Source organism: Streptomyces sp. NPDC058796 (assembly GCF_042745235.1).
GTDB lineage: Bacteria > Actinomycetota > Actinomycetes > Streptomycetales > Streptomycetaceae > Streptomyces.
Window position 1 is genome coordinate 137,544 of record NZ_JBHYOP010000006.1, and the last position, 21,081, is coordinate 158,624.

The window sequence follows — 21,081 nt, forward strand, 5'->3', positions numbered from 1 at the left end:
GGGTGGGCGGAAAGTTCTGGCCAGGTCGCTACGGTTCGTTGCCGGGAGAGTCTAGACGTCCGGTGTCACGGAACCGTGGTGACCGTGTGAGGCCCTCCCCGCTCCGCGAGAGGCAAGGGAAGCTTCACCCTGCCGTCCTGTCGCTTTCCTGTCGGGCGACTCTCAAGTACTTATCGACCGGGCGGCCGGTGGCGCAGTATGAGCGGGTGGAAAAGGTACGACTCCTTGTGGTGGACGACGACCCGCCCATCGCCGATCTGGTGGCCACGGTCGCCCGCTACGAGGGCTGGGAGGCGGTCACCGCGAACTCCGGCGAGCAGGCGCTGCGGCTGGCCGGTGAGTTCCGGCCGGACATCGTGGTGCTGGACCTGATGCTGCCGGACGTCGACGGCTTCGGCGTGCTGGACCGGCTGCGGCGCTCGGGCACGATGGTGCCGGTGGTGTTCCTCACCGCGCGCGACGGGGTGGCCGACCGGGTGGCGGGGCTGACCCGGGGCGGTGACGACTACCTGGTCAAGCCGTTCGCGGTGGAGGAGCTGATGGCCCGGCTGCGGACCGTGCTGCGGCGCAGTGCCGGGCCGGACTTCCAGCGGTCGGTGCTGCGGGTGGCGGACCTGACGATGGACGAGGACACCCGTGAGGTGCGCCGGGGAGGGCGGCGGCTGTCGCTGACGCCGACCGAGTACGAGGTGCTGCGCTATCTGATGCGCAAGTCGCCGACCGTGCTGACCAAGGCGCAGATCCTCGACCACGTGTGGGAGTACGGCTTCGGCGGCCGGTCCAACGTCGTGGAGCTGGTCGTCAGCCGCCTGCGCCGCAAACTGGACGACGTCGCCCCCGGCGCCGACGGCACCGAGCCGCTGATCCGGACCGTGCGGGGCTTCGGCTACGTGATCCGGCAGCCGGCCCGGTGATACCGCGCTGGTGGCGGGCCTACCGGGGGCTGCGGCTCGGGACCCGGCTCGCGCTGGGCCTGGGTGTGCTGTCGCTGGTGGTGTTCGCCGTGGTCGGCACGGTGCTGACCGCGTACATGCGGGAGTACCTGGAGCGGCAGCTCACCGACCAGATGAAGCTGGTGCAGGTCGTGCAGTCCAAGGACGCGGCGGCCCACGGCACGGTGCGGCGCAAGCCGTACTACGGCTGGTACACCGCCGTGTACGACGTCTCCGACGGCTCGGCGGACCTGCGCACGCCCGCCGAGGTCCCGGCGGACAGCCGTGCGCTCACCGCCCTCGCGCAGACGATGGCCCGCTCCGACGAGGACCTGACCCGCACCGTCCGGATCGACGGGCACGGCCCCTACCTGCTGCGCGCCTGCGAGGTGGAGCCCGGGGTGGTGCTGGTGAGCGCCGCTCCCATGGGGGACGTCGAGGACACCGTGGAGCAGCTGATCACGGTGCAGGTGATCGCCTTCGGCCTGGCGCTGCTGGCGCTGGTGGTGTCCGGGCGGCGGATGCTGCGGCGCGGGCTGAAGCCGCTGAGCGACATGGCGAGCACGGCGCACGGCATCGCCTCGCACGACCTGTCCGAGTCGGCGGCCCGGCTGCCGCTGCGGGTGGACGGGCGGGACGGCGGTCGGGAGGTGGCGGAGCTGCGGACCGCGTTCAACACGATGCTGGAGCACATCGACGACTCGCTCGCGGTGCGCGCCGAGGCCGAGCAGCGGCTGCGCCGGTTCGTCGCGGACGCCTCGCACGAGCTGCGCACCCCGCTGATGTCGGTGCGGGGTTACGCCGACCTGTTCCAGTATGCGGCGGCCAACGAGCCCGGGGAACGGGAACGGCATCTGGCCCGGCTGCGCGCCGAGGCGGCCCGGATGAGCGTGCTCCTGGACGACCTGCTGCTGCTCGCCCGGCTGGACGCGGCCGAGGTGGAGGCGCCGCTGCGCTGGGAGGACGCCGACCTGACGGAGCTGGTGCGGCAGGCGGCCGACGCCTTCCGCGCCGGTCACCCGGAGCATCCGCTGACGGTGACGGCCGGGCCGGCGGCGGTGCGGCTGCGCATGGACCCGCAGCGGATCCGGCAGGTGCTCGACAACCTGCTGACCAACGCGGCCGTGCACACCCCGCCGGGCACGAGGGTGTCGGTCACGGTCGCGGCGGCGGACGACCGCGTGGCGGTGGCCGTCGCGGACACGGGACCGGGCGTCCCGGCCGCCGACCGGGAACGGATCTTCGACCGTTTCTACCGCGTCGACAAGGCCCGCAGCCGCGACCGGGGCGGCAGCGGGCTGGGGCTCTCCGTCGCCGGGTCGCTGGTGCGGGCGCACGGCGGCGCGATCGCGCTGGGCGGCGGGCCGGGCACGACGGTGTTCACCGTGACGCTCCCGGCCGCCGCCGGTTGACCGGGGGACTCAGCCCTCGGTGGGCTGGAGTCGCAGCGCGATGCTGTTGATGCAGTACCGCTGGTCGGTCGGGGTCGGGTAGCCCTCGCCCTTGAACACGTGCCCGAGGTGCGAACCGCACCGGGCGCAGCGCACCTCGGTGCGCACCATGCCGTGCGAGCGGTCCTCGACCAGCTCGACCGCGTCGGTGTCCTTCGGGTCGAAGAAGGACGGCCAGCCGCAGTGCGACTCGAACTTCGTCTGCGAGGTGAACAGGTCGGCGCCGCACGCGCGGCAGGAGTAGACGCCCTCGGTCTTGGTGTCGGTGTACTCACCGGTGAAGGCGGGCTCGGTGCCGGCCTGGCGCAGCACGGCGTACTCGGCCGGGGCCAGCTCCGCGCGCCACTGCTCGTCCGGCTTCTCGACGTCGTACGACATGAGTCCTCAGTCCCTTACTTCGCCTTGCTCGACAGCTCGTCCAGGATGCGCGGTCCGAGGTCGGTGACGTCGCCCGCGCCCATGGTGAGAACGAGATCACCGGCCTTCGCCATTCCCGCGACCACCGCGGGCGACTCGGCCTTGTCGTGCACCGGCGTGACGTCCGCGCCCGCGGCGCGGGCGGCCTCGATGATCAGCTCGCTGGTGACGCCCGGGACCGGGTCCTCGCGCGCCGGGTAGATGTCGAGGACGACCGAGGCGTCCGCCAGGGCCAGCGCCTGGCCCATCTCCTTGCCCAGCTCCTGGGTGCGGGAGAACAGGTGCGGCTGGAAGAGGACGAGGATGCGGGCGTCGCCGACTGCGGCGCGCATGGCCTCCAGGTCGGCCGTCATCTCGGTGGGGTGGTGCGCGTAGGAGTCGACGACCTGGACGCCGGCCGCCTCGCCCTTGAGCTGGAGGCGCCGCTTGACGCCCGTGTAGGCGGCCAGCGCGGGGGCCAGCTCGGCGGCGGGGACGCCGAGGGCCGCGCCCGCCGCGAGGGCGGCGACGGCGTTGTGGGCGTAGTGGCGGCCGGGGACGGAGACGGTGAAGGTCAGCTCGGTGCCGTCCAGGACGACGGTGACCTCGCTCTTGAGGCCCTGCGGCACGACCGACAGGATGCGCACGTCGGCGTCCTCGGACTCCCCGTACGTGACCGTCCGCACCTTGCCGGACAGTCGCCGGGTCAGCTCCCGGGAGCCCTCGTGGTCGGCGGCGATCACCAGGGTGCCGCCGGGGACGATCCTGCCGGCGAAGGTCTCGAAGGACTCGTAGATCTCGTCCATCGAAGCGTAGTTGGCGTGGTGGTCCAGCTCCACGTTGAGGACGATGGCGACCTCGGGGGCGTACTTGTGGAAGCTGCGGTCGCTTTCGTCGGCCTCGGCGACGAAGATCTCGCCGTCGCCGTGCAGGGCGTTGGAGCCGGGGGCGTCCAGGTCGCCGCCGATGGCGTACGACGGGTTCAGGCCCAGTTCGGACAGGGAGACCGCCAGCATCGAGGTGGTGGTGGTCTTGCCGTGGGTGCCGGCGACGGCGAGCGGGCGCGCGCCGTTCATCAGGGCGGCGAGGGCGTCGGAGCGGTGGACGACCGGGATGCCCAGCTCGGCGGCGCGGGCCAGCTCGGGATTGTCCTCGCGGATCGCCGAGGAGACGACCACGCAGGTGGCGTCGTCGGCGAGGTGCCCGGCCGCGTGCCCGATGTGCACGGTCGCGCCCAGCGCGCGCAGGGCCTCTGCGGTCGGGGACTCCTTGGCGTCGCTGCCCGCCACCGCGGCACCCCGCTGGGCGAGGATCTTGGCGATGCCCGACATCCCGGCGCCGCCGATGCCGATGAAGTGCGGTCGGTCCATGGCGGTAGGAAGGCCGGGTGCCATGCGCTGTTCTCCCCAGAGGTGCGACGGGTGTCCGTGGGCGGTCTGCCGGTGGGCGCGCCCCCTCCTTCTCCTCGGGAGCGCGGCCCCAGCCTATGCCTTGCTGTGGGAGAACAGTTTCAGGACCGGCACGCCGACCTTGTGGCGGGCCCGCGAGGCCCAGTCCCGGTGGAAGAACTCCTCCACGTAGTGCGGGTCGGTCAGGACGATCACCTCGTCCGCCCCGATCTCCAGGACCAGGGATTTGAGCTCGTCCAGCGGGTGGTCCTCGATCAGGCGGCCCTCCGCCCGGGCGCCGGACGCGCGCAGGGCGGTGAGGGACACCTCCAGGGCCCGCTGCCCGACGCTCTGCGCCTCCTCGCCCTCCGGCGTCTCACCCTCCCGGACGGCGTCGTCGAGCTCGCCGAGCGCGACGTCGTCGATGGCTCTCAGCAGCCGGTCCGCCTGATCGCCGCGCGGCTGGAGCAGCACGTGGAAGGCGACCTCCTCGTCCCCGTGCAAGGTGGTGACGAACTCCACGTCGGCGGAGGTCATGGCCTTCTCGATCATCAAAACGCTTGTGAACACCAGGCGCCCCTTCTCCTCCGAGGGCCCGTGGGCCCACGCTTCCGCAGGCCGTACCAGACCCTGCGGAAACCATCCTGCCCCGTGATCGCACGGGTACTGCCGGATTCAGTGTGCCCGCCGCCGGTTAACCGGAACGGGAGATTCCGTCGATTCCCGGATGCGCGGTAACGTCCGAACCCCTGTCCGGCCGCCACCGCCCGCCGGAGCCGGGGACCGTCCTAGTCGCGCCGGTACCGGCCGAAGAGGAAACCTTCCTCCTCCAACAGGGACTCCAGGACGAACCGCCGCGGCACCTCGACCGAGGGCCCGCCCGCGATCCGCTGCGCGTCACCCGCGGTGAGCGTCGGCGAGACGGTCAGGCACAGCTCGTCGAGCACCCCGGCCGTGACGAACTGCCCGAGCAGCCGCGGCCCGCCCTCGGTCAGCAGCCGGGTGTACCCGAGCGCGACCAGTGCGTCGACGGCGCGGGCCGGGTCCACGCCCACCCCGTCACCGGCGATCACCACCCGGGCGCCGGCCCTCTCGGCGGCCGCGATCCGGTCCGGGGCCGCGGCGGCGCCGGTCAGGACCAGGGTGGGCACCAGCGGCGAGGTGTACAGCGGCAGCGAGAAGTCCAGCTCCAGGCTCGCGCTCACCACGGCGATCGCCGGCACGGGGAGCTGCCCGGCCGCCCGGCGCAGCTCCGCGAAGTCGGCGCGCGAACGGGCCGGGCGGTACCCCTCCTGACGTACGGTCTCGGCACCGGCGATCACGACGTCCGCCAGCGCGCGCAGGGTGCCGAAGACGCGCATGTCGGCAGCGCCGGAGATGGGCTGGGAGCGGCCGTCGTGCTGGGCCGCGCCGTCGAGGGTGGAGACCATGTTGGCCCGCAGCCAGGCCCCCGTCCCCGTCCGCCCGTCCGGCTCGGGATAGGCGTAGGCGGCGGCCAGCTCGGCCAGGCTCCACTCCCGGTCGGTCCCGTCGGGCACGGGGCCGGGTGTCTGATCGGTCACAGGGGCGGGGAACAGGCGTCGCATGCGGTGCAGTGTTCCACGCGCGGGATTGCCGAACCGCGCGGCGGCGGGGCAGTCCGGGACGGTGCGGCGCGGCTCGGCTGCCCGCGGGAACGCCGGCCCCTGACCCGCTCCCGCCCGGGCCCCCTCCGAGCAGGGCCTACCATGGACAACCGTGTCGTCCTCCTCCCCCTCCCCCGGCTCCCCCTCCCCCGGCTCCACCCCGATAGCCGGGACGGCCCCCGCGCCGCTCTCCCTGTGCGCCCGCGAGCCCCACGTCCCCGCGGAGCGCCTGGTCGCCGAGATGGTGCCCCCGCCCCGCTTCGACTCGGTCCGCTTCGGCACGTACATCCCGGACCCGAACCAGCCCAGTCAGAGCGAGGCCGTCCGGGTCCTGGAGGACTTCGCGACCGGGCTGGGCGCGAGCCCCGCCGCCACTGGCAGGCGCGGCTTCCTCGGCTTCGGCCGCGGCAAGGCGCCGAAGGCCCCCGCCGGCCCCCGCGGCGTCTACCTCGACGGCGGTTACGGCGTCGGCAAGACCCACCTGCTGGCCTCGCTGTGGCACGCCACCCCGGCGGAGCCGGAGCGCAAGGCGTTCGGCACCTTCGTCGAGCTGACCAACCTCGTCGGCGCCCTCGGCTTCCAGCAGACCGTGCGGACCCTCTCCGGCCACCGCCTCCTGTGCATCGACGAGTTCGAGCTCGACGACCCCGGCGACACCGTCCTCGTCTCCAGCCTGCTCGGCCGGCTCGTGGAGGCCGGCGTCGCGCTCGCCGCCACCTCCAACACGCTGCCGGGCAAGCTCGGCGAGGGCCGGTTCGCCGCCGCCGACTTCCTGCGCGAGATCCAGGGCCTGTCCGCCCACTTCCGCACCCTGCGCATCGACGGCGAGGACTACCGCCACCGCGGCCTGCCCGAGGCGCCGGCGCCGTACTCCGACGAGCAGGTCACCCGCGCGGCGCGGGCCACCGAGGGCGCCTCGCTGGACGACTTCCCCGCCCTCCTCGACCACCTCGCCCGCGTCCACCCCAGCCGCTACGGCGCCCTGACCGACGGCCTCGCCGCCGTCTGCCTGACCGGTGTGCGCCCGGTGCCCGACCAGTCGACGGCGCTGCGCCTGGTCGTCCTCGCCGACCGGCTCTACGACCGCGAGGTGCCCGTGCTCGCCTCCGGGCTGCCCTTCGACCGGCTCTTCGGCGAGGAGATGCTGAAGGGCGGGTACCGCAAGAAGTACTTCCGGGCGATCTCCCGGCTCACCGCGCTGGCCCGGGACGCGGCCCGCCTGGTCGACACGCCCTGAGGATTTGCGGAACGGCCCATTTCCCGCCAAACCAGCCGCCATTTTCGGGCTCTCTTCGGCCCGTAACTCCCCGTTAACCCTGCAAAGCTCTCTGCAGGGTTAACGTGTTCCTTGACCGCGCATTGACCATGCTTTTGCCGGGCATTGACCTTGCCCAGGCATATACCAGCGGCAGGAACTGCCTGGAAGGGGGCGCATGTTCCGAGGCACGACGGCCCGGACCGCGATTCCGCTCCTCGCCGCCGTCCTGTTCGCGCTCCAGTTCTTCGCTCCCACCGCTTCCTTCGCATCCGCGTATACGAGCAGTGAATCCGTGGCCCACGCCCGTGTCGGAACCACCGCTTCCGACACGACGCCGTACGACGAGACCGTCACCTGCCACGAGGCCGGCCGTCCGGGCGGGCCGACCACCGCCCCGCGCGTCCGCGACCGCCACCGCGGCACCGCCGCGCCCCAGCCCGACACCCCTCAGCGGCCGCTGCTGCGGCACGCCGTCCCGGGGGTGCCCGAACCCGTCGTCTCCGGCCGCGGGGCCGAGCACCGCCCCAGAGCCACGACGGACCACTCCCCCGCGGCGCTGCAGGTCTTCCGCTGCTGAGGGACCGGTCGGCACATCCCCCACCTCTGTCCTGACCGTCCGACGCGCCCCCAAGGCGCGCCAGGAGGAACAACCGCATCATGCAGCCCCTCATCGACAACGCCCGCACGTTCGGACAGCGCCCTGAGGAGTTCGCCGGGCACGCCGAGGGCCAGTCGCCCGAAGTCCTGTTCATCACCTGCTCCGACTCCCGGGTCGTGCCGGCCCTGATCACCGGAGCCCGGCCCGGCCAGCTCTTCGAGCTGCGCACCGCCGGCAACATCGTCCCGCCGTACGGCGCCGGCCACCCCTCCGGCGAGGCGGCCACCGTCGAGTACGCCGTCGAGGTCCTCGGCGTCACGGACATCGTGGTCTGCGGCCACTCGCACTGCGGCGCCGTCGGCGCGCTGGTGCGCGGGGACGACCTGACCGCCGTACCCGCCGTCCGCGACTGGCTGGCCGAGGCCGCGGACGAACCGAAGCCCTGCGATCCCGCCGACCCGACGGTCGCCGAGGCCGTGCAGCACCACGTCCTGTCGCAGCTGCTGCGGCTGCGCTCCTACCCGTGCGTCGAGCGGCGGCTGACGGAAGGCCGGCTGCGGATGCACGGCTGGTACTACGAGGTTCACACCGGGATCGTGCGCGAACACCGGGCGGACACCGACGCGTTCGAGACGCTGTGAGCGCCCCCATGTCCTCGATATCCCGCAAGTTCCCGCACCTGCGGCAGGACTTCACCGCCTCGCTCGTCGTGTTCCTGGTCGCCCTCCCGCTGTGCGTCGGGGTGGCCGTCGCCTCCGGTGTCCCGGCCGAACTCGGCCTGGTCACCGGGATCGTGGGCGGCCTGGTCACCGGGTTGCTGCCGGGCAGCAGCCTCCAGGTGTCCGGTCCGGCCGCCGGCCTGACCGTGCTGGTCTTCGGCGCGGTCGACTCCTACGGACTGGCCGCCCTCGGCGTCATCGTGCTGGCCACCGGGCTGATCCAGCTCGCGATGGGCGCCCTGAGGCTCGGGCGCTGGTTCCGGGCCATCTCCCTCTCGGTCGTCGAGGGCATGCTGGCCGGCATCGGCCTGGTGCTCATCGCGGGCCAGCTGTACTCGGCGGCCGGGCTGGAGGCTCCCTCCTCGGGCATCGACAAGCTCACCGGGCTGCCCGGGGCCGCCGCCGACGCGCTGGGCAGCACCGAGGCGCTGACCTCGCTCGCCCTCGGCGCGGGCACCGTCGCGGTGATGGTGCTGTGGAAGCGGCTGCCCAAGCGGGCGCAGACCGTGCCGGGCGCGCTGGCCGCGGTCGGCCTGGCCACGGCGGTCACGGCGGCGTTCGGGCTGACGGTCGCGACCGTCGAGGTCAGCGGCCTGCTGGACGTGATCCAGCCGCCCGGCGCCGACGCCTTCGGCGAGCTGGCGAACGTGGGCCTGCTCGGCACGATCGTCGCCTTCACGCTGATCGCCTCGGCGGAGAGCCTGTTCAGCGCCGCGGCGGTGGACCGGCTGCACAAGGGCCCGCGCACCGAGTACAACAAGGAGCTGATGGCGCAGGGCGCGGGCAACACGGTGTGCGGCGTCCTCGGCGCCCTGCCGATGACCGCGGTCATCGTGCGCAGTTCCGCCAACGTCAGCGCGGGCGCGCGCACCAAGGCGTCCCGGGTGATGCACGGCGTGTGGCTGCTGCTGTTCGCGGCGCTGCTGCCGTCCGTGCTGGCCCTGATCCCGCTGCCCGCGCTGGCGGGCATCCTGGTCCACGCGGGCTGGAAGCTGATCCCGTTCCGCGGCATCGTGCCGCTGTGGCGCGACCACCGGGGCGAGGCGCTGATCCTCGTGGTCACCGCCGTGTCCATCGTCGCGGTGAACATGTTCGAGGGCGTGCTGATCGGTCTCGCCCTGTCCGTGATCAAGACCGCGTGGGAAGCCTCGCACCTCAAGCTTGAGGTCGTCGACAAGGGCGCCGGACCGATCCAGGCGCACCTGACGGGCAACGCGACCTTCCTCAGGCTGCCGAGGATCCTGGAGAGCCTGGAGGCGCTGCCGCAGGACCGGCCGGTCGAACTGGACCTGTCCGGGCTGCACCACCTGGACCACGCCTGCCGCACCGCGCTGGAGAACTGGGCCGAGCGGCACAGCGCCGCGGGCACGGACCCGGTGAAGGTCACCGAACCGGCGGCGGCCGGGTAGGCCCGTCGGCGCCCGGTCGCACACGAGAGGCCCGGTCCGGGGCATGGTCCCGGGCCGGGACTCCGGCATATCGTGACAGGAGTAGGCGAAACGGTCCTCTGGACGAGGAGGTCGCCATGCTCCAGGAGCTGCTGACCGCGGCTGCCGCCGCCGGGGGCGCCGGGGTGCTGTACATCGCGTCGGCGGCGCGGATCGTCAAGCAGTACGAGCGCGGGGTCGTCCTCCGGCTCGGCCGGCTCGCCGGTGAGGTGCGGCAGCCCGGCTTCACCATGATCGTCCCGGTGGTGGACCGGCTGCACAAGGTCAACATGCAGATCGTGACGTTGCCGGTGCCCGCCCAGGAAGGCATCACCCGGGACAACGTGACCGTCCGCGTGGACGCGGTCGTCTACTTCAAGGTGGTCGACGCCGCCTACGCGCTCATCCGCGTCGAGGACTACAAGTTCGCGGTGTCCCAGATGGCACAGACGTCACTGCGCTCCATCATCGGCAAGAGCGACCTGGACGACCTGCTGTCCAACCGGGAGAAGCTGAACCAGGGCCTGGAGCTGATGATCGACAGTCCCGCCGTCGGCTGGGGCGTGCAGATCGACCGCGTCGAGATCAAGGACGTGTCGCTGCCCGAGACCATGAAGCGCTCGATGGCCCGGCAGGCCGAGGCCGACCGTGAGCGGCGGGCCCGGGTCATCAACGCCGACGCCGAGCGCCAGGCCTCCAAGGTGCTCGCCGAGGCCGCTCGGGAGATGTCCGAGACCCCGGCAGCGCTGCAACTGCGGCTGTTGCAGACGGTGGTGGCGGTGGCCGCGGAGAAGAACTCGACGCTTGTCCTGCCCTTCCCGGTGGAGCTGCTGCGGTTCCTGGAGAACCCGCAGCGGGTGCCGCCCGGCCACACCCCGGAGCGGCCGACCGGCACGTGACGCGTGTAGCGCGCATGGTTCCCGGGAAACGTGCCAGGTGATAGACACAGCGGGTCACAGTCCTGTCCGCCAGCAGGAAGGTCACCCCCATGTCCATTTCCAGCCGTCCGGCGTCTCGACGCCAGGTGCTCGCCCGCACGGGAGCCCTGGGCGCAGGCATCGCCTTCACCGGCGCCCTCTCCGAACTCTTCGCCGGCACCGCCGCCGCGCAGGCCGTGGGCCACACCGGCTACGGCCCTCTGATCCCCGACCCCGACGGCCTGCTCGACCTGCCCAGAGGTTTCCGCTACCGGGTCCTGTCCCGCGAGGGAGACGAACTGCGCTCCGGTGAGGGCCCCGTCCCGTCCAACCACGACGGCATGGCGGCCTTCGCCGCGCGTTCCCGGGGTCGCCAAGGCGGCGTCCACCTCGTCCGCAACCACGAGAACCGCGCCGACGGCCGGATCCCGGTGCCCACGGTGAAGGGCCTGACGTACGACCCGGAGGGCAAGGGCGGCTGCACCGCCCTCACCCTGGACCACCGGAACCACGTCCGTGACGAGCGGGTCGCGATCGCCGGCACGGCGGTCAACTGCGCGGGCGGCCCCACCCCGTGGCACACCTGGCTGACCTGCGAGGAGACCGAGGACAAGGCCGGCACCAACGGCTACACCAAGGACCACGGCTTCATCTTCGAGGTCGACCCGGTGGACCCGCACCGCACCGGCGCGGTGCCGCTGACCGCGATGGGCCGCTTCCAGCACGAGGCGATCGCCGTGGACCCGCGCCGGGGCGTCGTCTACGAGACGGAGGACGCCTTCGAGCGGCCGTTCGGCCTCTTCTACCGGTTCCTGCCCGAGAAGCCGCTGGGCGGGACGGGCTCGCTGCGGGCGGGCGGCCGGCTCCAGGCGATGCGCGTGCCCGGCGTGCCCGACCTGTCCTCGATCCAGGAGACGGGCGCCTGTTTCGACGGCGTCGAGTGGGTCGACGTACCCGACCCGCTGGCCGCCGAGACCCCGATCCGGTACCAGGACTTCGGCCGGGGCGGCATCACCCACGCGCAGAAGCTGGAAGGCTGCTACTGGGGCGGGCGCAGCGTCTACTTCGTGTCGTCCTTCGCCCGCAGCGCGGAGGGCTCGGCGGCCGACCACTACGGGCAGATCTGGCGCTACGACCCCGAGCGGCGCCGGCTCACCCTGGTGATCGTCTTCGGCCCGGACACCGACGTGCGGCTGCCCGGCGAATCCCCGGACAACATCTGCCTGGCCCCCAGCGGCGGCCTCATGGTCTGCGAGGACGGCAACGGCGCCCAGCACGTCTACGGCGTGACCCGGCACGGTGACGTCTACGCCATGGCCCGCGGCGCCCAGAACATCGGGTCGGAGGAGGAGCCCGAGTGGGGTGAGTTCGCCGGGGTTACCTTCTCGCCCGACGGGGACACGATGTACGTCAACTGCTACACCCCCGGGACCACGTTCGCCGTGACGGGCCCCTGGCGCAGGTAGCCACGCCACCGCGGCGTACCGCCCGGTCACTGAAGCCCCGACCTGTGGGTACTCGGCACCGCATGACGGAGAACGCGCAGGTCAACGACTCCTACTGGCTTCAGACGGCACCGGGCGGCGCACCGCGCCCCGCCCTCGCGGAGGACCTCGACGTCGACGTCGCCGTGATCGGCGCGGGCGTCGCCGGGCTCAGTACGGCCTGGGAGCTGGCGCGGGCCGGGCGCAGTGTGGCGGTGCTGGAGGCCGGGCGGGTGGCCGCCGGGGTCACCGGGCACACCAGCGCCAAGCTGACCGCCCTGCACTCGCTGGTCTACGACAAGCTGCGCCGCACCCGGGGCCCCGAGGGCGCCCGGCTGTACGCCCGCTCGCAGTCGGAGGCGATCGAGCACGCCGCCCGGATCGTGGCCGAACTGGGCATCGACTGCGACTGGGAGACGCGGGACGCGTACACGTACGTCGGCGACGCGAACCGGGTGGACGAGGTGCGGGCCGAGGCGGCCGCCGCGAAGGAGGCGGGGCTGCCGGCGTCGTTCGTGACGGAGACCGGGCTGCCGTTCCCGGTCGCGGGCGCGGTCAGGGTCACCGGGCAGGTCCAGTTCCACCCGCGCAAGTACCTGCTGGCCCTCGCCGAGGACCTGGAGGCGCACGGCGGGCGGATCTTCGAGGGCACGACCGTGCACGGCCTGGACGAGGGCGGTCCGTGCCGCGTGTCGACGGAGTCCGGAGCGACGGTCACCGCGCGGGACGTCGTGGTCGCCACCCACTACCCGATCTTCGACCGGGCGCTGCTGTTCGCCCGCCTCTCCCCGCGCCGCGAACTGGTCGTCGCCGGGAGCATCGAGGCGGACCGCGACGTCGACGGCATGTACATCACGCCGGACGAGAACACCCGCTCGGTCCGCACGGCACCCCTGGACGAGGCGGGCCGCCGGCTGCTCATCGTCACCGGCGAGCACTTCACCCCCGGCACGGGCGACACCCGGGAACGCTTCGACCACCTGTCCGCCTGGGCCCGCGAGCACTTCCCGGGCGTCGACCTCACGTACGCCTGGGCCACCCAGGACATCGACCCGACGGACACCGTGCCGATGGTGGGGCCGCTGCACCCGGGCGCGAAGCACACGTACGTCGCCACCGGATTCGGCGGCTGGGGGCTGAGCGGCGGCATGATGGCGGGCCGGCTGCTCACCGCGCAGATCACCGGTGAGGAGTGCGCGTGGAGCGGGTTGTACGACCCGCGGCGGCTGCGCACGGCGGTGCGTGAGGCGCCGTCGTTCCTCAAGACGCAGGCGGAGGTCGCGCGCCACTTCGTCGGCGACCGGCTGCGGCCCGCCCCGCCCGTGGACGCCCTGCCGCCCGGTGAGGGTGCCCTGGTCCGAGTGGGCGGCGACCGGCTGGCGGTCTACCGGGACGAGGCGGGCGCGCTGCACGCCGTGTCGTCGCGCTGCACCCACCTCGGCTGCCTGGTCGCCTTCAACGCCGCCGAGAAGGCCTGGGAGTGCCCCTGCCACGGTTCCCGCTTCGACACGGACGGCAAGGTGATCCAGGGCCCGGCGACGAAACCGCTGGAGCGGCGGGAGATCTGATCCACAGCGCGGCGCCTGATCCGGGAGGGTGACCTCCCGGACACGTCGGCACACATAGTCATACAAACCGAACATCATGCTCGTACGTTCATGCGGTGACCACTCTCGTACGCCGCGCCTCCGCCCTCTGCGCCCTGGCCGCCTCCTCCGTCGCCCTCGCCGCCTGCGGCACCACCGAGCCCGGGCGGGCACCCCGTCCGGCACCGTCCGCGCCCTCCGCCGCCGCTTCCAAGCCCGCCCCGGACCCGGCGCCCACCCTCGCGCCCGGTCCGGCGGGGCTCACCCCCGTCTTCGAACACGGACCGCGAGCCGAGGGCAAGACGATCGCCCTCACCTTCGACGCCGACATGACGGCCGACCAGGGGCCGCGGGCGGCGGCCGGGGAACGGTTCGACAATCCGCGGCTGATCGCGACACTGCGGAAGCTGGACGTGCCGGCCACGGTCTTCATGACCGGCCGGTGGGCCGAGGAGTACCCGGACGCCGCCCGGTCCATCGGCCGGGACCCGCGCTTCGAGGTCGCCAACCACTCCTACAGCCACTACGCCTACACCGACGACTGCTACGGCCTGCCGACCGTCTCCGAGGAGCGGATGCGGTCCGACGTGGAGCGGGCGTACGCGGCGTTCGAGAAGGCCGGGGTGCCCGACCCCATGCCGTACTTCCGTTTCCCCGGCGGCTGTTACGACAAGGCGGCGCTCAAGGCGCTGACGGCCACCGGCGTCACCGCCGTGCAGTGGGACGTGGTGAGCGGGGACGCGTTCGCGACCGACGCCGACGCGGTGGCCCGGCAGGTGCTGGACGGTGCCCGGCCGGGGTCGGTCGTCGTCATGCACTGCACCCGCAGCGCCGCCCCGGTGACCGAGGAGGCGGTGCGCAGAATCGTCCCCGAGCTGCGCGACCGGGGCTACCGCTTCGTGAAGGTGTCGGAGCTGATCGGCGCCGCGAACGGCCGCCGCTGACGGGCCTACGCTGGAGGTATGAGCGACGACGGAGACCAACGCATCGACGACTACTGCCTGATCGACGCCACCCGGCCGCCCAGGGCCGACGGCCCGCCGTACGCCGAGTGCGTGCTGTGCCGGGAGCCGACCGAGTACGCCGAGTCGTACAAGGGGATCACCATGTGCCCGCGCTGCGAGTGGCAGGAGGCCCAGCGGACGGCCTGCTCAGGCTGACCTGCGCGAGCTGAGCCGGGCGGCGGCGGTGAAGGGCGGGGCGGGCGGGAAGCGCTCGGGGACGTAGGCCGTGCGCGGCCGGCCGGTGATCCGGCCCTCCGTGGGGGCGTCGATGCCAGGCGTGGCAGGGTCGACTTGCCGGTGCCGTTGGCACCCTCGGTCCGGACCAGGGTGCCGGGCGGCAGGCTCAGGTCGACGCCGCGCGGCACCCAGGACCCGCTCAGGCCGTGGCGGCGGCCCATCGCGTCCAGCCGTAGCCCGCTTCGCACGGGGTCATCCTCTCGCGTCCGCACGGCTTGGCAGACTGTGTTCGTGAGCAACGACGCGACGACGCCCGTCCCCGACAGCCCCTTCCGTCCCGAGCCCGGCGACCGCGACCTCGCGCCGCAGTTCGTCCTGCCGCTGGTCGTCCGCATCGAGCGGGCGGCACCGCCGTCACGTACCGACGCGCTGGAGACCGCGGCCCGGGCGGTGCTGGTGATGCTGGGCGACGAGCGGTCCACCGGCGACGGCGAGTGGGCCCGGGCGATGCGGGACTGGCAGGACGCGCGCATCCGCAAGGTCGTGCGGCGGGCGCGCGGCGCCGAGTGGCGGCGGGCCGAAGCCCTCCCCGGCATCACGGTCACCGGGAAGACGGCGGAGGTACGGGTCTTCCCGCCGGTCCCGCTGGACGGCTGGCCCAAGGACCTGGCCCGCCTCCAGGTCTCGGGCACCGACCTCGACGACCCGGAGCCGCCGGTCGACGCCGGCCTCTCCGCGCCGGTGCTGTGGATGAACCCGGACCTGGACATGTCGGCCGGCAAGGCGATGGCCCAGGCGGGGCACGGCGCGCAGCTCGCCTGGTGGGAACTGGACGACGCGGGCCGGGCCGCCTGGCGGGACGCGGGCTACCCGCTGGCGGTGCGCACCCCGGACCGGGACCGCTGGCGGGCCCTCACGACGAGCGGTCTGCCGGTGGTCCGCGACGCCGGGTACACGGAGATCGCGCCGGGGTCGTGCACCGTGGTGGCGGACCACCCCGCGTTGCGGTAGGCGAGGAGGCCGGTCCGTCGGGAAGCAGGGCGCACGGCCTGGTCGTCATGTGGCGGTATGGCACTTCTGATGGAGATCGAGTATCCCGGTGTCACCGCCGAGCAGTACGACGAGGTCCAGGAGACCGCAGGAACCCGCTCCGGGCGCCCCGCCCCGGCGGCCTGCTCGGCCACATGGCCGTCGTCACGGCGGACGGCCTGCGCGTGGTGGACGTGTGGGAGTCCAGGGAAGCCCTGGAGGCCTGTCTGCCGGTCATCCTCCCCGCCACCGAGGCGGCCGGCTTCCCGGACGCCGAACCGCGGCTCTCCGAGATCCACAACGCCGTCTTCCCGGGCTGACCGTCCTTCCGGGCTGACGGCGGCCGGCTCCGGGACGTCGCACCGTGCGCCGTGGCATCGTGGTGCCATGACCATCGAAGTCCGCCCGGCCTCGGTCTTCGAGGACGTCCGTGCGGTGCTCGGCCCGAAGTCCCCTCAGGCGAACGTCTGCTGGTGCCTGAGCTACCGCGTCCCCTCCAAGGTCAACAACGAACTGCGCGGCCCGGCCCGCGGCGCCTACGTCGCCGAGCTGTGCCGCAAGGGGCCGCCCCCGGGCGTGCTCGCCTACGACGGTGACGAGCCGGTCGGATGGGCCGCCGTGGCGCCGCGCGCGGACACCTCCTTCGCCCGCAACCGCAAGATCCCGCACGTGGACGACCTGCCGGTCTGGTCGTTGTGGTGCGTCCGGGTACGGCCCGGTCACCGCAAGCAGGGGATCTCGCACGCCCTCATCGCCGGGGCGGTCGACCTCGCCCGCTCGCGGGGCGCTCCGGCGGTCGAGGCGTATCCGCTGGACAGCGGGGACGCCAGGGTCGACCTGACCATGGCGTACGCCGGAATCCGGAAGAACTTCGAGCGCGCCGGTTTCGTCCACGCCGCCGACACCACCTCGGTGCTGGCCGGGCACCCCCGGGTGCTGATGCGGCTCGACCTGCGCTGACGCCCGGCGCCCTGGCCGAACCTCAGATGTTGCTCTGAACATGCCGTCCCCGGGGTTCGGTCCGGGCGCGGTGGGCGATACCTCCGGCATACCGGCAGGAGGGGGACGGAACCATGGAGCGAACGGCACGGCTGGGCACCGGTGTCGGGTGGCGTCCGGAGATCGCCGGTGCCGTCGAGGCGATGCCCGGCATCGACTGGGTCGAGGCCGTGTCCGAGAACCTCTGCCCCGGGCACCTGCCCGAGTCCCTGGTCCGGCTGCGCGAGCGCGGGGTGACCGTGGTGCCGCACGGGGTCTCGCTCGGGCTCGGCGGCGCCGAACGGCCGGACGCGGGGCGGCTCGCGGCGCTGGCCGAGCGGGCCGAGGCGCTGGGGTCGCCGCTGGTGACCGAGCACATCGCGTTCGTCCGGGCGGGCGGCCCCCTGACCGCCTCGCAGCGGCTGGAGGCGGGGCACCTGCTGCCCGTGCCGCGCACCCGCGACGCCCTCGACGTGCTGTGCGAGAACGTGCGCATCGCGCAGGACGCGCTGCCCGTGCCGCTCGCCGTGGAGAACATCGCCGCGCTCCTCGCCTGGCCCGGCGAGGAGATGACGGAGGGCCAGTTCCTGTACGAGCTGGCCGACCGGACGGGGGTGCGGCTGCTGATCGACGTGGCGAACCTGCACACCAACCACGTCAACCGCGGGGAGGACCCGGCCGACGCGCTCGGCGAACTGCCCCTGGAGGCCATCGCGTACGTCCACGTCGCGGGCGGCTTCGAACGGGACGGCGTGTGGCACGACAGTCACGCGCATCCCGTCGCGCAGCCGGTGCTCGACATCCTGACCGACCTCGCCTCACGGGTGGCGCCGCCGGGCGTCCTGCTGGAGCGCGACGAGAACTTCCCCGCCGCCGAGGAGCTGGAGGGCGAGGTCGCGGCGGTCCGCGCCGCCGTGGCGAAGGGGCGGGCCGCGGCGGGCGCACCCGTCGTCGGGAGGCGGGCTGCCGCGCCCCTCGCGACCGGACCCGCGCGGGACGCGGCCGGCGCCGGGGACTCCGTACGGCAGCGGCTGGCCCTCGCGCAGGCAGCGCTGCTGTCCGCGCTGGTCGCCGGGACGCCCGTGCCCGAGGGGTTCGACCGGGTACGGCTGGGCGTGCAGGCGCGGGCGCTCGCCGGGAAGCGGGCGGACGTGGTCGCGAAGGTCGCGCCCGAACTGCCGGTGATCCTCGGCACGGGATACCGGCCGGCCTTCCTGTCCTACGCCCAGCGGCGGCCGATGACCGGCGGCTACCGCCGCGACGCCCTCGATTTCGCCGAGCACCTGCTGCGGAAGGGGCTCCCGAAGGACGAGGCGGTGCGACGTGGGTTGAGTAAGTGGTGGCTGGAGCGCGAGGGGCCGGTGCCGCGTTCACGGCGTCCCGGGGCGCGGTGGGCGCGCGCGACCGGGCGGGCGCTGCTGCGCCGCCGGACCGCATCGGACCGAGCCTGACCTGGACAAACGGAACGTCACATACCCACAACACTGCGTCCCGAAATGTGAACAGGGCATGGCGCCGGCGAAAGCCTTTGGCATAGAAGTACGGCATGTTCTGGGTCCTTCTCCTCCTGCCGGCCTGGGCCGTCGCCGGTCTGGCGTGCCTGCGGCTGTGCCTGGCCGCCGTGCGCGCGGCGGCCGACGCCCCGCACGCCGTCGACCGGGAGCACGCGCTGACGCTGTACGAGGCGGCGTTCCTGGCGGGCGGTCCCCGGAGGGTCGCCGACCTGACGCTGGTCTCCATGGCACGCCAGCGGCGGCTGCTGCTCGCGCACACCGGCTGGGCGACCGTCGTCGACCCGTGCGGGCGGGACGAGATGGAGCGGTCGGTGATAGGGGCGATAGGGCCCGAGGGGCAGTCCCGGATAGCGCCGGTGCGGGCCACCGCAGCCGCCGCCGACGCGGTGCGGGGGCTGGCCGACCGGCTGGTCCGGGCCGGTCTCGCCGTGCCGGACGACTCCCGGGGCGTCGCGGCCGGCGTCCAGCGGGTGCGGGTCGCCGCCGTCACCGTGGTCGCGCTGGGCGCCGCCGCGCTGGTCCTGCCGCTGCCCGTGGACCAGCCGCGCCCGCTGATCGCCCTGTGGTTCGCGCTGCCGCTCACCCTGACCCTGGGGTGCCTCGCCATCACGCGGATGGAGGTCCACCCGTACTCGCGCTGGGCCTCCCCGGCCGGGCAGCGGATGATCGGCGCCCTGGTCCGGAAGGCCGACGGCTCGGCGGACGACCGTACGTACCTGACCTCGGTCGCCGTGCGCGGCGTGCACGCGATCGGCGAACCGGACCTGCGCGCGGCCTTCGCCCATCGCGAGCGCCGTGCCGAGGAGTACCGGGAGCGCCAGGGCTGACGCGCCGGGGGCGTACGGAGGCACTGGGCGCCGACACCCGGGGGCGGTGCTTGCCTCCCCTGGCCGCCGTACCAAACATCCCTTGTGTCATGCCGTGCACCGAAGGGATACGCGATGCGAGCTGCCGCCCTCTACTCGGCCGCCGGGTCCTTGCTGCTGACCACCCTCGCCGCCGCTCCGGCCGAGGGGGCACCGGGCCGCCCCGGAACCGCCGAGGCGCGCGGCACCGCCGTGGCCGCCGGGCGCGCGGCAGCGGCCGGCATCGAGTTCGGCAGGTGCCCGAAGGCGGAGGAACTGCCGGCCGCCGTGCGCTGCGGCACGGTCACCGTGCCCCTGGACTACGCGCACCCCGACGGCAAGCGGATCGAACTCACCGTCAGCCGGGTGCGGGCCACCCACAAGGACCCGGACGACGAGCGGCGCGAGGTTCCCGGACAGGGCGCGCTCCTCTACAACCCCGGTGGTCCGGGCGCCTCGGGGCTGTACTTCCCGCTGGTCGGCATGGTGCCCGAGTGGAAGCGGATCGCCGCCGCGTACGACCTCGTCGGGTACGCCCCGCGCGGGGTCGCGCCCTCCGCGCCGCTGTCGTGCCAGGAGCCCGGGGACTTCTTCAAGGGCCCCCGACCGGCACCGACGCGGCCCTCGGACGCGTACAAGGAGCAGCGCGCCGCCGAGGCCGAGGCGTACGCGCGTGGCTGCGCCGAACGGTCCGGGGACGCGCTGCGGCACTACCACTCCCTCAACAACGCCCGGGACCTGGAGGTCGTGCGGGCCGCGCTGGGCGAGGAGGGGCTGACGTTCATGGGAGCGTCGTACGGCACGTACCTCGGGGCGCTGTACGCCGAGCTGTTCCCCTCGCGGGTGCGGCGGATGGTGTTCGACTCCGTGGTGAACCCCGATCCCGAGGGGATCTGGTACCGCAACAACCTGGAGCAGTCCGAGGCGTTCGAGGACCGCTGGACGGACTTCAAGGAGTGGATCGCCGAGCACCACGCCGTGTACGGGCTCGGGGACTCGCCGAGGGAGGTCCAGAACAGCTACGAGAAGGCGAGCGAGCGGCTCGCGGCTCAGCCCGCGGGCGGGACGGTGGGGCCCGCGCAGTTGCAGGGGGCGTTTCTGAAGGCCGGGTACTACGACGACTACTGGCCGCACCGCGCCGAGGCGCTGTCGGCCTATCTGAAGGGCGATCCGCAGCCGCTGATCGACCAGGCGGGGACGCGGACCGAGGAGGGCGCGGCCGCGGCGGAGAACTCCAACGCGGTGTACACGGCCGTCGAGTGCAACGACGCGCCCTGGCCGACGGACTTCGAGGTCTGGGACCGGGACAACACGCGGCTGGCCCGGCGGGCGCCCTTCGAGACGTGGGACAACGTGTGGACGAACCTGCCGTGCGCCTACTGGCAGGCGCCCCGGCAGGAGCCCCTCGACGTGCGCACCGCGCCGGGCGAGCTGCCGCCCACGCTGGTCCTGGCCGCGGAACGCGACGCGGCGACCCCGTACGAGGGGGCGCTGGAGCTGCGCCGGCGGCTTTCGGGGGCGGTGCTGGTGACCGAGCGGGACGCCGGGACGCACGGCGTCGGCGGCGGGCCGAACGCGTGCGTCAACGCGCACCTGGAGGCCTACCTGCTGGACGGCCGCCTCCCGGCGCGGGGCACGTCGTGCGCCCCGCGCCCGGAACCGGAGCCCAGGGCCGACTGAGGTCTGTCCGGCGGATCAGGCCGCAGGGAGCTGACGCGCCTTGCCGGGCCCCGCGTCCGCGGGATGATCCGCC

At 73.5% G+C, this 21,081-nt stretch carries 21 protein-coding genes and 1 pseudogene; 17 read left to right on the forward strand and 5 right to left on the reverse strand.

Translation table 11 applies throughout. The features are described from left to right. The first annotated feature begins 188 nt into the window (after nucleotides 1-188). On the forward strand, nucleotides 189-914 hold the full coding sequence (locus ACFW47_RS17025) for a response regulator transcription factor (RefSeq protein ID WP_386276588.1): 726 nt from the start codon (nucleotides 189-191) through the stop codon (nucleotides 912-914). Beyond that, nucleotides 911-2,344, forward strand: a complete 1,434-nt coding sequence (locus tag ACFW47_RS17030; protein ID WP_386306172.1) for a sensor histidine kinase — start codon at nucleotides 911-913, stop codon at nucleotides 2,342-2,344. Before ACFW47_RS17025 ends, ACFW47_RS17030 begins: the two co-directional genes overlap by 4 nt. Nucleotides 2,345-2,353: 9 nt before the next feature. Here ACFW47_RS17030 and msrB read toward each other — a convergent pair whose 3' ends face one another. The 4 genes from msrB to ACFW47_RS17050 form a co-directional block, all read right to left on the reverse strand. Continuing rightward, entirely contained in the window at nucleotides 2,354-2,761 is a 408-nt protein-coding gene (msrB, locus tag ACFW47_RS17035; RefSeq protein ID WP_386276593.1) for a peptide-methionine (R)-S-oxide reductase MsrB, read from the reverse strand. Between the two features lie 14 nt (nucleotides 2,762-2,775). Further along, nucleotides 2,776-4,173, reverse strand: a complete 1,398-nt coding sequence (gene murC, locus ACFW47_RS17040) for a UDP-N-acetylmuramate--L-alanine ligase (protein WP_386306173.1) — start codon at nucleotides 4,171-4,173, stop codon at nucleotides 2,776-2,778. Between the two features lie 90 nt (nucleotides 4,174-4,263). Continuing rightward, nucleotides 4,264-4,737 carry an indole-3-glycerol phosphate synthase gene (locus ACFW47_RS17045; RefSeq protein ID WP_272588197.1) on the reverse strand — a complete coding sequence of 158 codons (474 nt, stop codon included), beginning with the start codon at nucleotides 4,735-4,737 and terminating at the stop codon, nucleotides 4,264-4,266. Nucleotides 4,738-4,955: 218 nt separating this feature from the next. After that, nucleotides 4,956-5,753 (reverse strand): pyrimidine reductase family protein, encoded by a 798-nt coding sequence (locus ACFW47_RS17050; protein WP_386276597.1) that lies wholly within the window; start codon nucleotides 5,751-5,753, stop codon nucleotides 4,956-4,958. Between the two features lie 151 nt (nucleotides 5,754-5,904). Between ACFW47_RS17050 and zapE the strand changes: the two genes are divergently transcribed. From zapE to ACFW47_RS17095, 9 genes are all read left to right on the forward strand, one after another. After that, nucleotides 5,905-7,029 carry a cell division protein ZapE gene (zapE, locus tag ACFW47_RS17055; RefSeq protein WP_386276599.1) on the forward strand — a complete coding sequence of 375 codons (1,125 nt, stop codon included), beginning with the start codon at nucleotides 5,905-5,907 and terminating at the stop codon, nucleotides 7,027-7,029. A 196-nt stretch (nucleotides 7,030-7,225) separates the two neighbouring features. Then, on the forward strand, nucleotides 7,226-7,627 hold the full coding sequence (locus tag ACFW47_RS17060; protein ID WP_386276601.1) for a hypothetical protein: 402 nt from the start codon (nucleotides 7,226-7,228) through the stop codon (nucleotides 7,625-7,627). Between the two features lie 80 nt (nucleotides 7,628-7,707). Continuing rightward, a complete protein-coding gene (locus ACFW47_RS17065) occupies nucleotides 7,708-8,289 on the forward strand; it encodes a carbonic anhydrase (RefSeq protein ID WP_386276603.1) in 582 nt (193 codons plus the stop codon). Nucleotides 8,290-8,297: 8 nt separating this feature from the next. Next, the gene (locus tag ACFW47_RS17070) at nucleotides 8,298-9,776 is read left to right on the forward strand and encodes a SulP family inorganic anion transporter (protein ID WP_386276606.1); all 1,479 of its coding nucleotides are present in this window, start codon (nucleotides 8,298-8,300) and stop codon (nucleotides 9,774-9,776) included. Nucleotides 9,777-9,892: 116 nt separating this feature from the next. Further along, nucleotides 9,893-10,693 carry a slipin family protein gene (locus ACFW47_RS17075; RefSeq protein WP_386276608.1) on the forward strand — a complete coding sequence of 267 codons (801 nt, stop codon included), beginning with the start codon at nucleotides 9,893-9,895 and terminating at the stop codon, nucleotides 10,691-10,693. A gap of 89 nt (nucleotides 10,694-10,782) precedes the next feature. Next, nucleotides 10,783-12,177, forward strand: a complete 1,395-nt coding sequence (locus ACFW47_RS17080) for a PhoX family protein (protein ID WP_386276610.1) — start codon at nucleotides 10,783-10,785, stop codon at nucleotides 12,175-12,177. A gap of 62 nt (nucleotides 12,178-12,239) precedes the next feature. Beyond that, entirely contained in the window at nucleotides 12,240-13,763 is a 1,524-nt protein-coding gene (locus tag ACFW47_RS17085; RefSeq protein WP_386276612.1) for an FAD-dependent oxidoreductase, read from the forward strand. Between the two features lie 95 nt (nucleotides 13,764-13,858). Then, a complete protein-coding gene (locus ACFW47_RS17090) occupies nucleotides 13,859-14,725 on the forward strand; it encodes a polysaccharide deacetylase family protein (RefSeq protein ID WP_386276614.1) in 867 nt (288 codons plus the stop codon). An 18-nt stretch (nucleotides 14,726-14,743) separates the two neighbouring features. Then, the gene (locus tag ACFW47_RS17095) at nucleotides 14,744-14,941 is read left to right on the forward strand and encodes a hypothetical protein (RefSeq protein WP_386276616.1); all 198 of its coding nucleotides are present in this window, start codon (nucleotides 14,744-14,746) and stop codon (nucleotides 14,939-14,941) included. A 9-nt stretch (nucleotides 14,942-14,950) separates the two neighbouring features. Here the strand turns inward: ACFW47_RS17095 and ACFW47_RS17100 are convergent. Beyond that, nucleotides 14,951-15,210 (reverse strand): annotated as a pseudogene (locus tag ACFW47_RS17100) (ABC transporter ATP-binding protein); the annotation flags it as partial. Between the two features lie 43 nt (nucleotides 15,211-15,253). Between ACFW47_RS17100 and ACFW47_RS17105 the strand changes: the two are divergent. The 6 genes from ACFW47_RS17105 (at nucleotide 15,254) to ACFW47_RS17130 (ending at nucleotide 21,008) form a co-directional block, all read left to right on the forward strand. Continuing rightward, nucleotides 15,254-15,973: a peptidyl-tRNA hydrolase gene (locus ACFW47_RS17105; protein WP_386276618.1), complete on the forward strand. Its 720-nt coding sequence runs from the start codon at nucleotides 15,254-15,256 to the stop codon at nucleotides 15,971-15,973. A gap of 173 nt (nucleotides 15,974-16,146) precedes the next feature. Then, nucleotides 16,147-16,311, forward strand: coding sequence for a hypothetical protein (locus tag ACFW47_RS17110; RefSeq protein WP_386276620.1), 165 nt, complete (start codon nucleotides 16,147-16,149; stop codon nucleotides 16,309-16,311). A 67-nt stretch (nucleotides 16,312-16,378) separates the two neighbouring features. Next, the gene (locus tag ACFW47_RS17115; protein WP_386306174.1) at nucleotides 16,379-16,951 is read left to right on the forward strand and encodes a GNAT family N-acetyltransferase; all 573 of its coding nucleotides are present in this window, start codon (nucleotides 16,379-16,381) and stop codon (nucleotides 16,949-16,951) included. Nucleotides 16,952-17,064: 113 nt separating this feature from the next. After that, nucleotides 17,065-18,420 carry a DUF692 domain-containing protein gene (locus ACFW47_RS17120; protein ID WP_386306175.1) on the forward strand — a complete coding sequence of 452 codons (1,356 nt, stop codon included), beginning with the start codon at nucleotides 17,065-17,067 and terminating at the stop codon, nucleotides 18,418-18,420. Between the two features lie 95 nt (nucleotides 18,421-18,515). Then, nucleotides 18,516-19,310, forward strand: a complete 795-nt coding sequence (locus tag ACFW47_RS17125; protein WP_386276626.1) for a TIGR04222 domain-containing membrane protein — start codon at nucleotides 18,516-18,518, stop codon at nucleotides 19,308-19,310. Nucleotides 19,311-19,424: 114 nt separating this feature from the next. Continuing rightward, a complete protein-coding gene (locus ACFW47_RS17130) occupies nucleotides 19,425-21,008 on the forward strand; it encodes an alpha/beta hydrolase (protein WP_386306176.1) in 1,584 nt (527 codons plus the stop codon). Nucleotides 21,009-21,081 lie beyond the last annotated feature (73 nt).

Coding starts and splice junctions, on each gene's coding strand:
- msrB (WP_386276593.1), bottom strand. CDS start 2,761: ATGTCGTACGACGTCGAGAAGCCGGACGAGCAGTGGCGCGCGGAGCTG.
- murC (WP_386306173.1), bottom strand. CDS start 4,173: ATGGCACCCGGCCTTCCTACCGCCATGGACCGACCGCACTTCATCGGC.
- ACFW47_RS17050 (WP_386276597.1), bottom strand. CDS start 5,753: ATGCGACGCCTGTTCCCCGCCCCTGTGACCGATCAGACACCCGGCCCC.
- ACFW47_RS17060 (WP_386276601.1), top strand. CDS start 7,226: ATGTTCCGAGGCACGACGGCCCGGACCGCGATTCCGCTCCTCGCCGCC.
- ACFW47_RS17065 (WP_386276603.1), top strand. CDS start 7,708: ATGCAGCCCCTCATCGACAACGCCCGCACGTTCGGACAGCGCCCTGAG.
- ACFW47_RS17070 (WP_386276606.1), top strand. CDS start 8,298: ATGTCCTCGATATCCCGCAAGTTCCCGCACCTGCGGCAGGACTTCACC.
- ACFW47_RS17075 (WP_386276608.1), top strand. CDS start 9,893: ATGCTCCAGGAGCTGCTGACCGCGGCTGCCGCCGCCGGGGGCGCCGGG.
- ACFW47_RS17080 (WP_386276610.1), top strand. CDS start 10,783: ATGTCCATTTCCAGCCGTCCGGCGTCTCGACGCCAGGTGCTCGCCCGC.
- ACFW47_RS17085 (WP_386276612.1), top strand. CDS start 12,240: ATGACGGAGAACGCGCAGGTCAACGACTCCTACTGGCTTCAGACGGCA.
- ACFW47_RS17095 (WP_386276616.1), top strand. CDS start 14,744: ATGAGCGACGACGGAGACCAACGCATCGACGACTACTGCCTGATCGAC.
- ACFW47_RS17110 (WP_386276620.1), top strand. CDS start 16,147: ATGGCCGTCGTCACGGCGGACGGCCTGCGCGTGGTGGACGTGTGGGAG.
- ACFW47_RS17115 (WP_386306174.1), top strand. CDS start 16,379: ATGACCATCGAAGTCCGCCCGGCCTCGGTCTTCGAGGACGTCCGTGCG.
- ACFW47_RS17120 (WP_386306175.1), top strand. CDS start 17,065: ATGGAGCGAACGGCACGGCTGGGCACCGGTGTCGGGTGGCGTCCGGAG.
- ACFW47_RS17125 (WP_386276626.1), top strand. CDS start 18,516: ATGTTCTGGGTCCTTCTCCTCCTGCCGGCCTGGGCCGTCGCCGGTCTG.
- ACFW47_RS17130 (WP_386306176.1), top strand. CDS start 19,425: ATGCGAGCTGCCGCCCTCTACTCGGCCGCCGGGTCCTTGCTGCTGACC.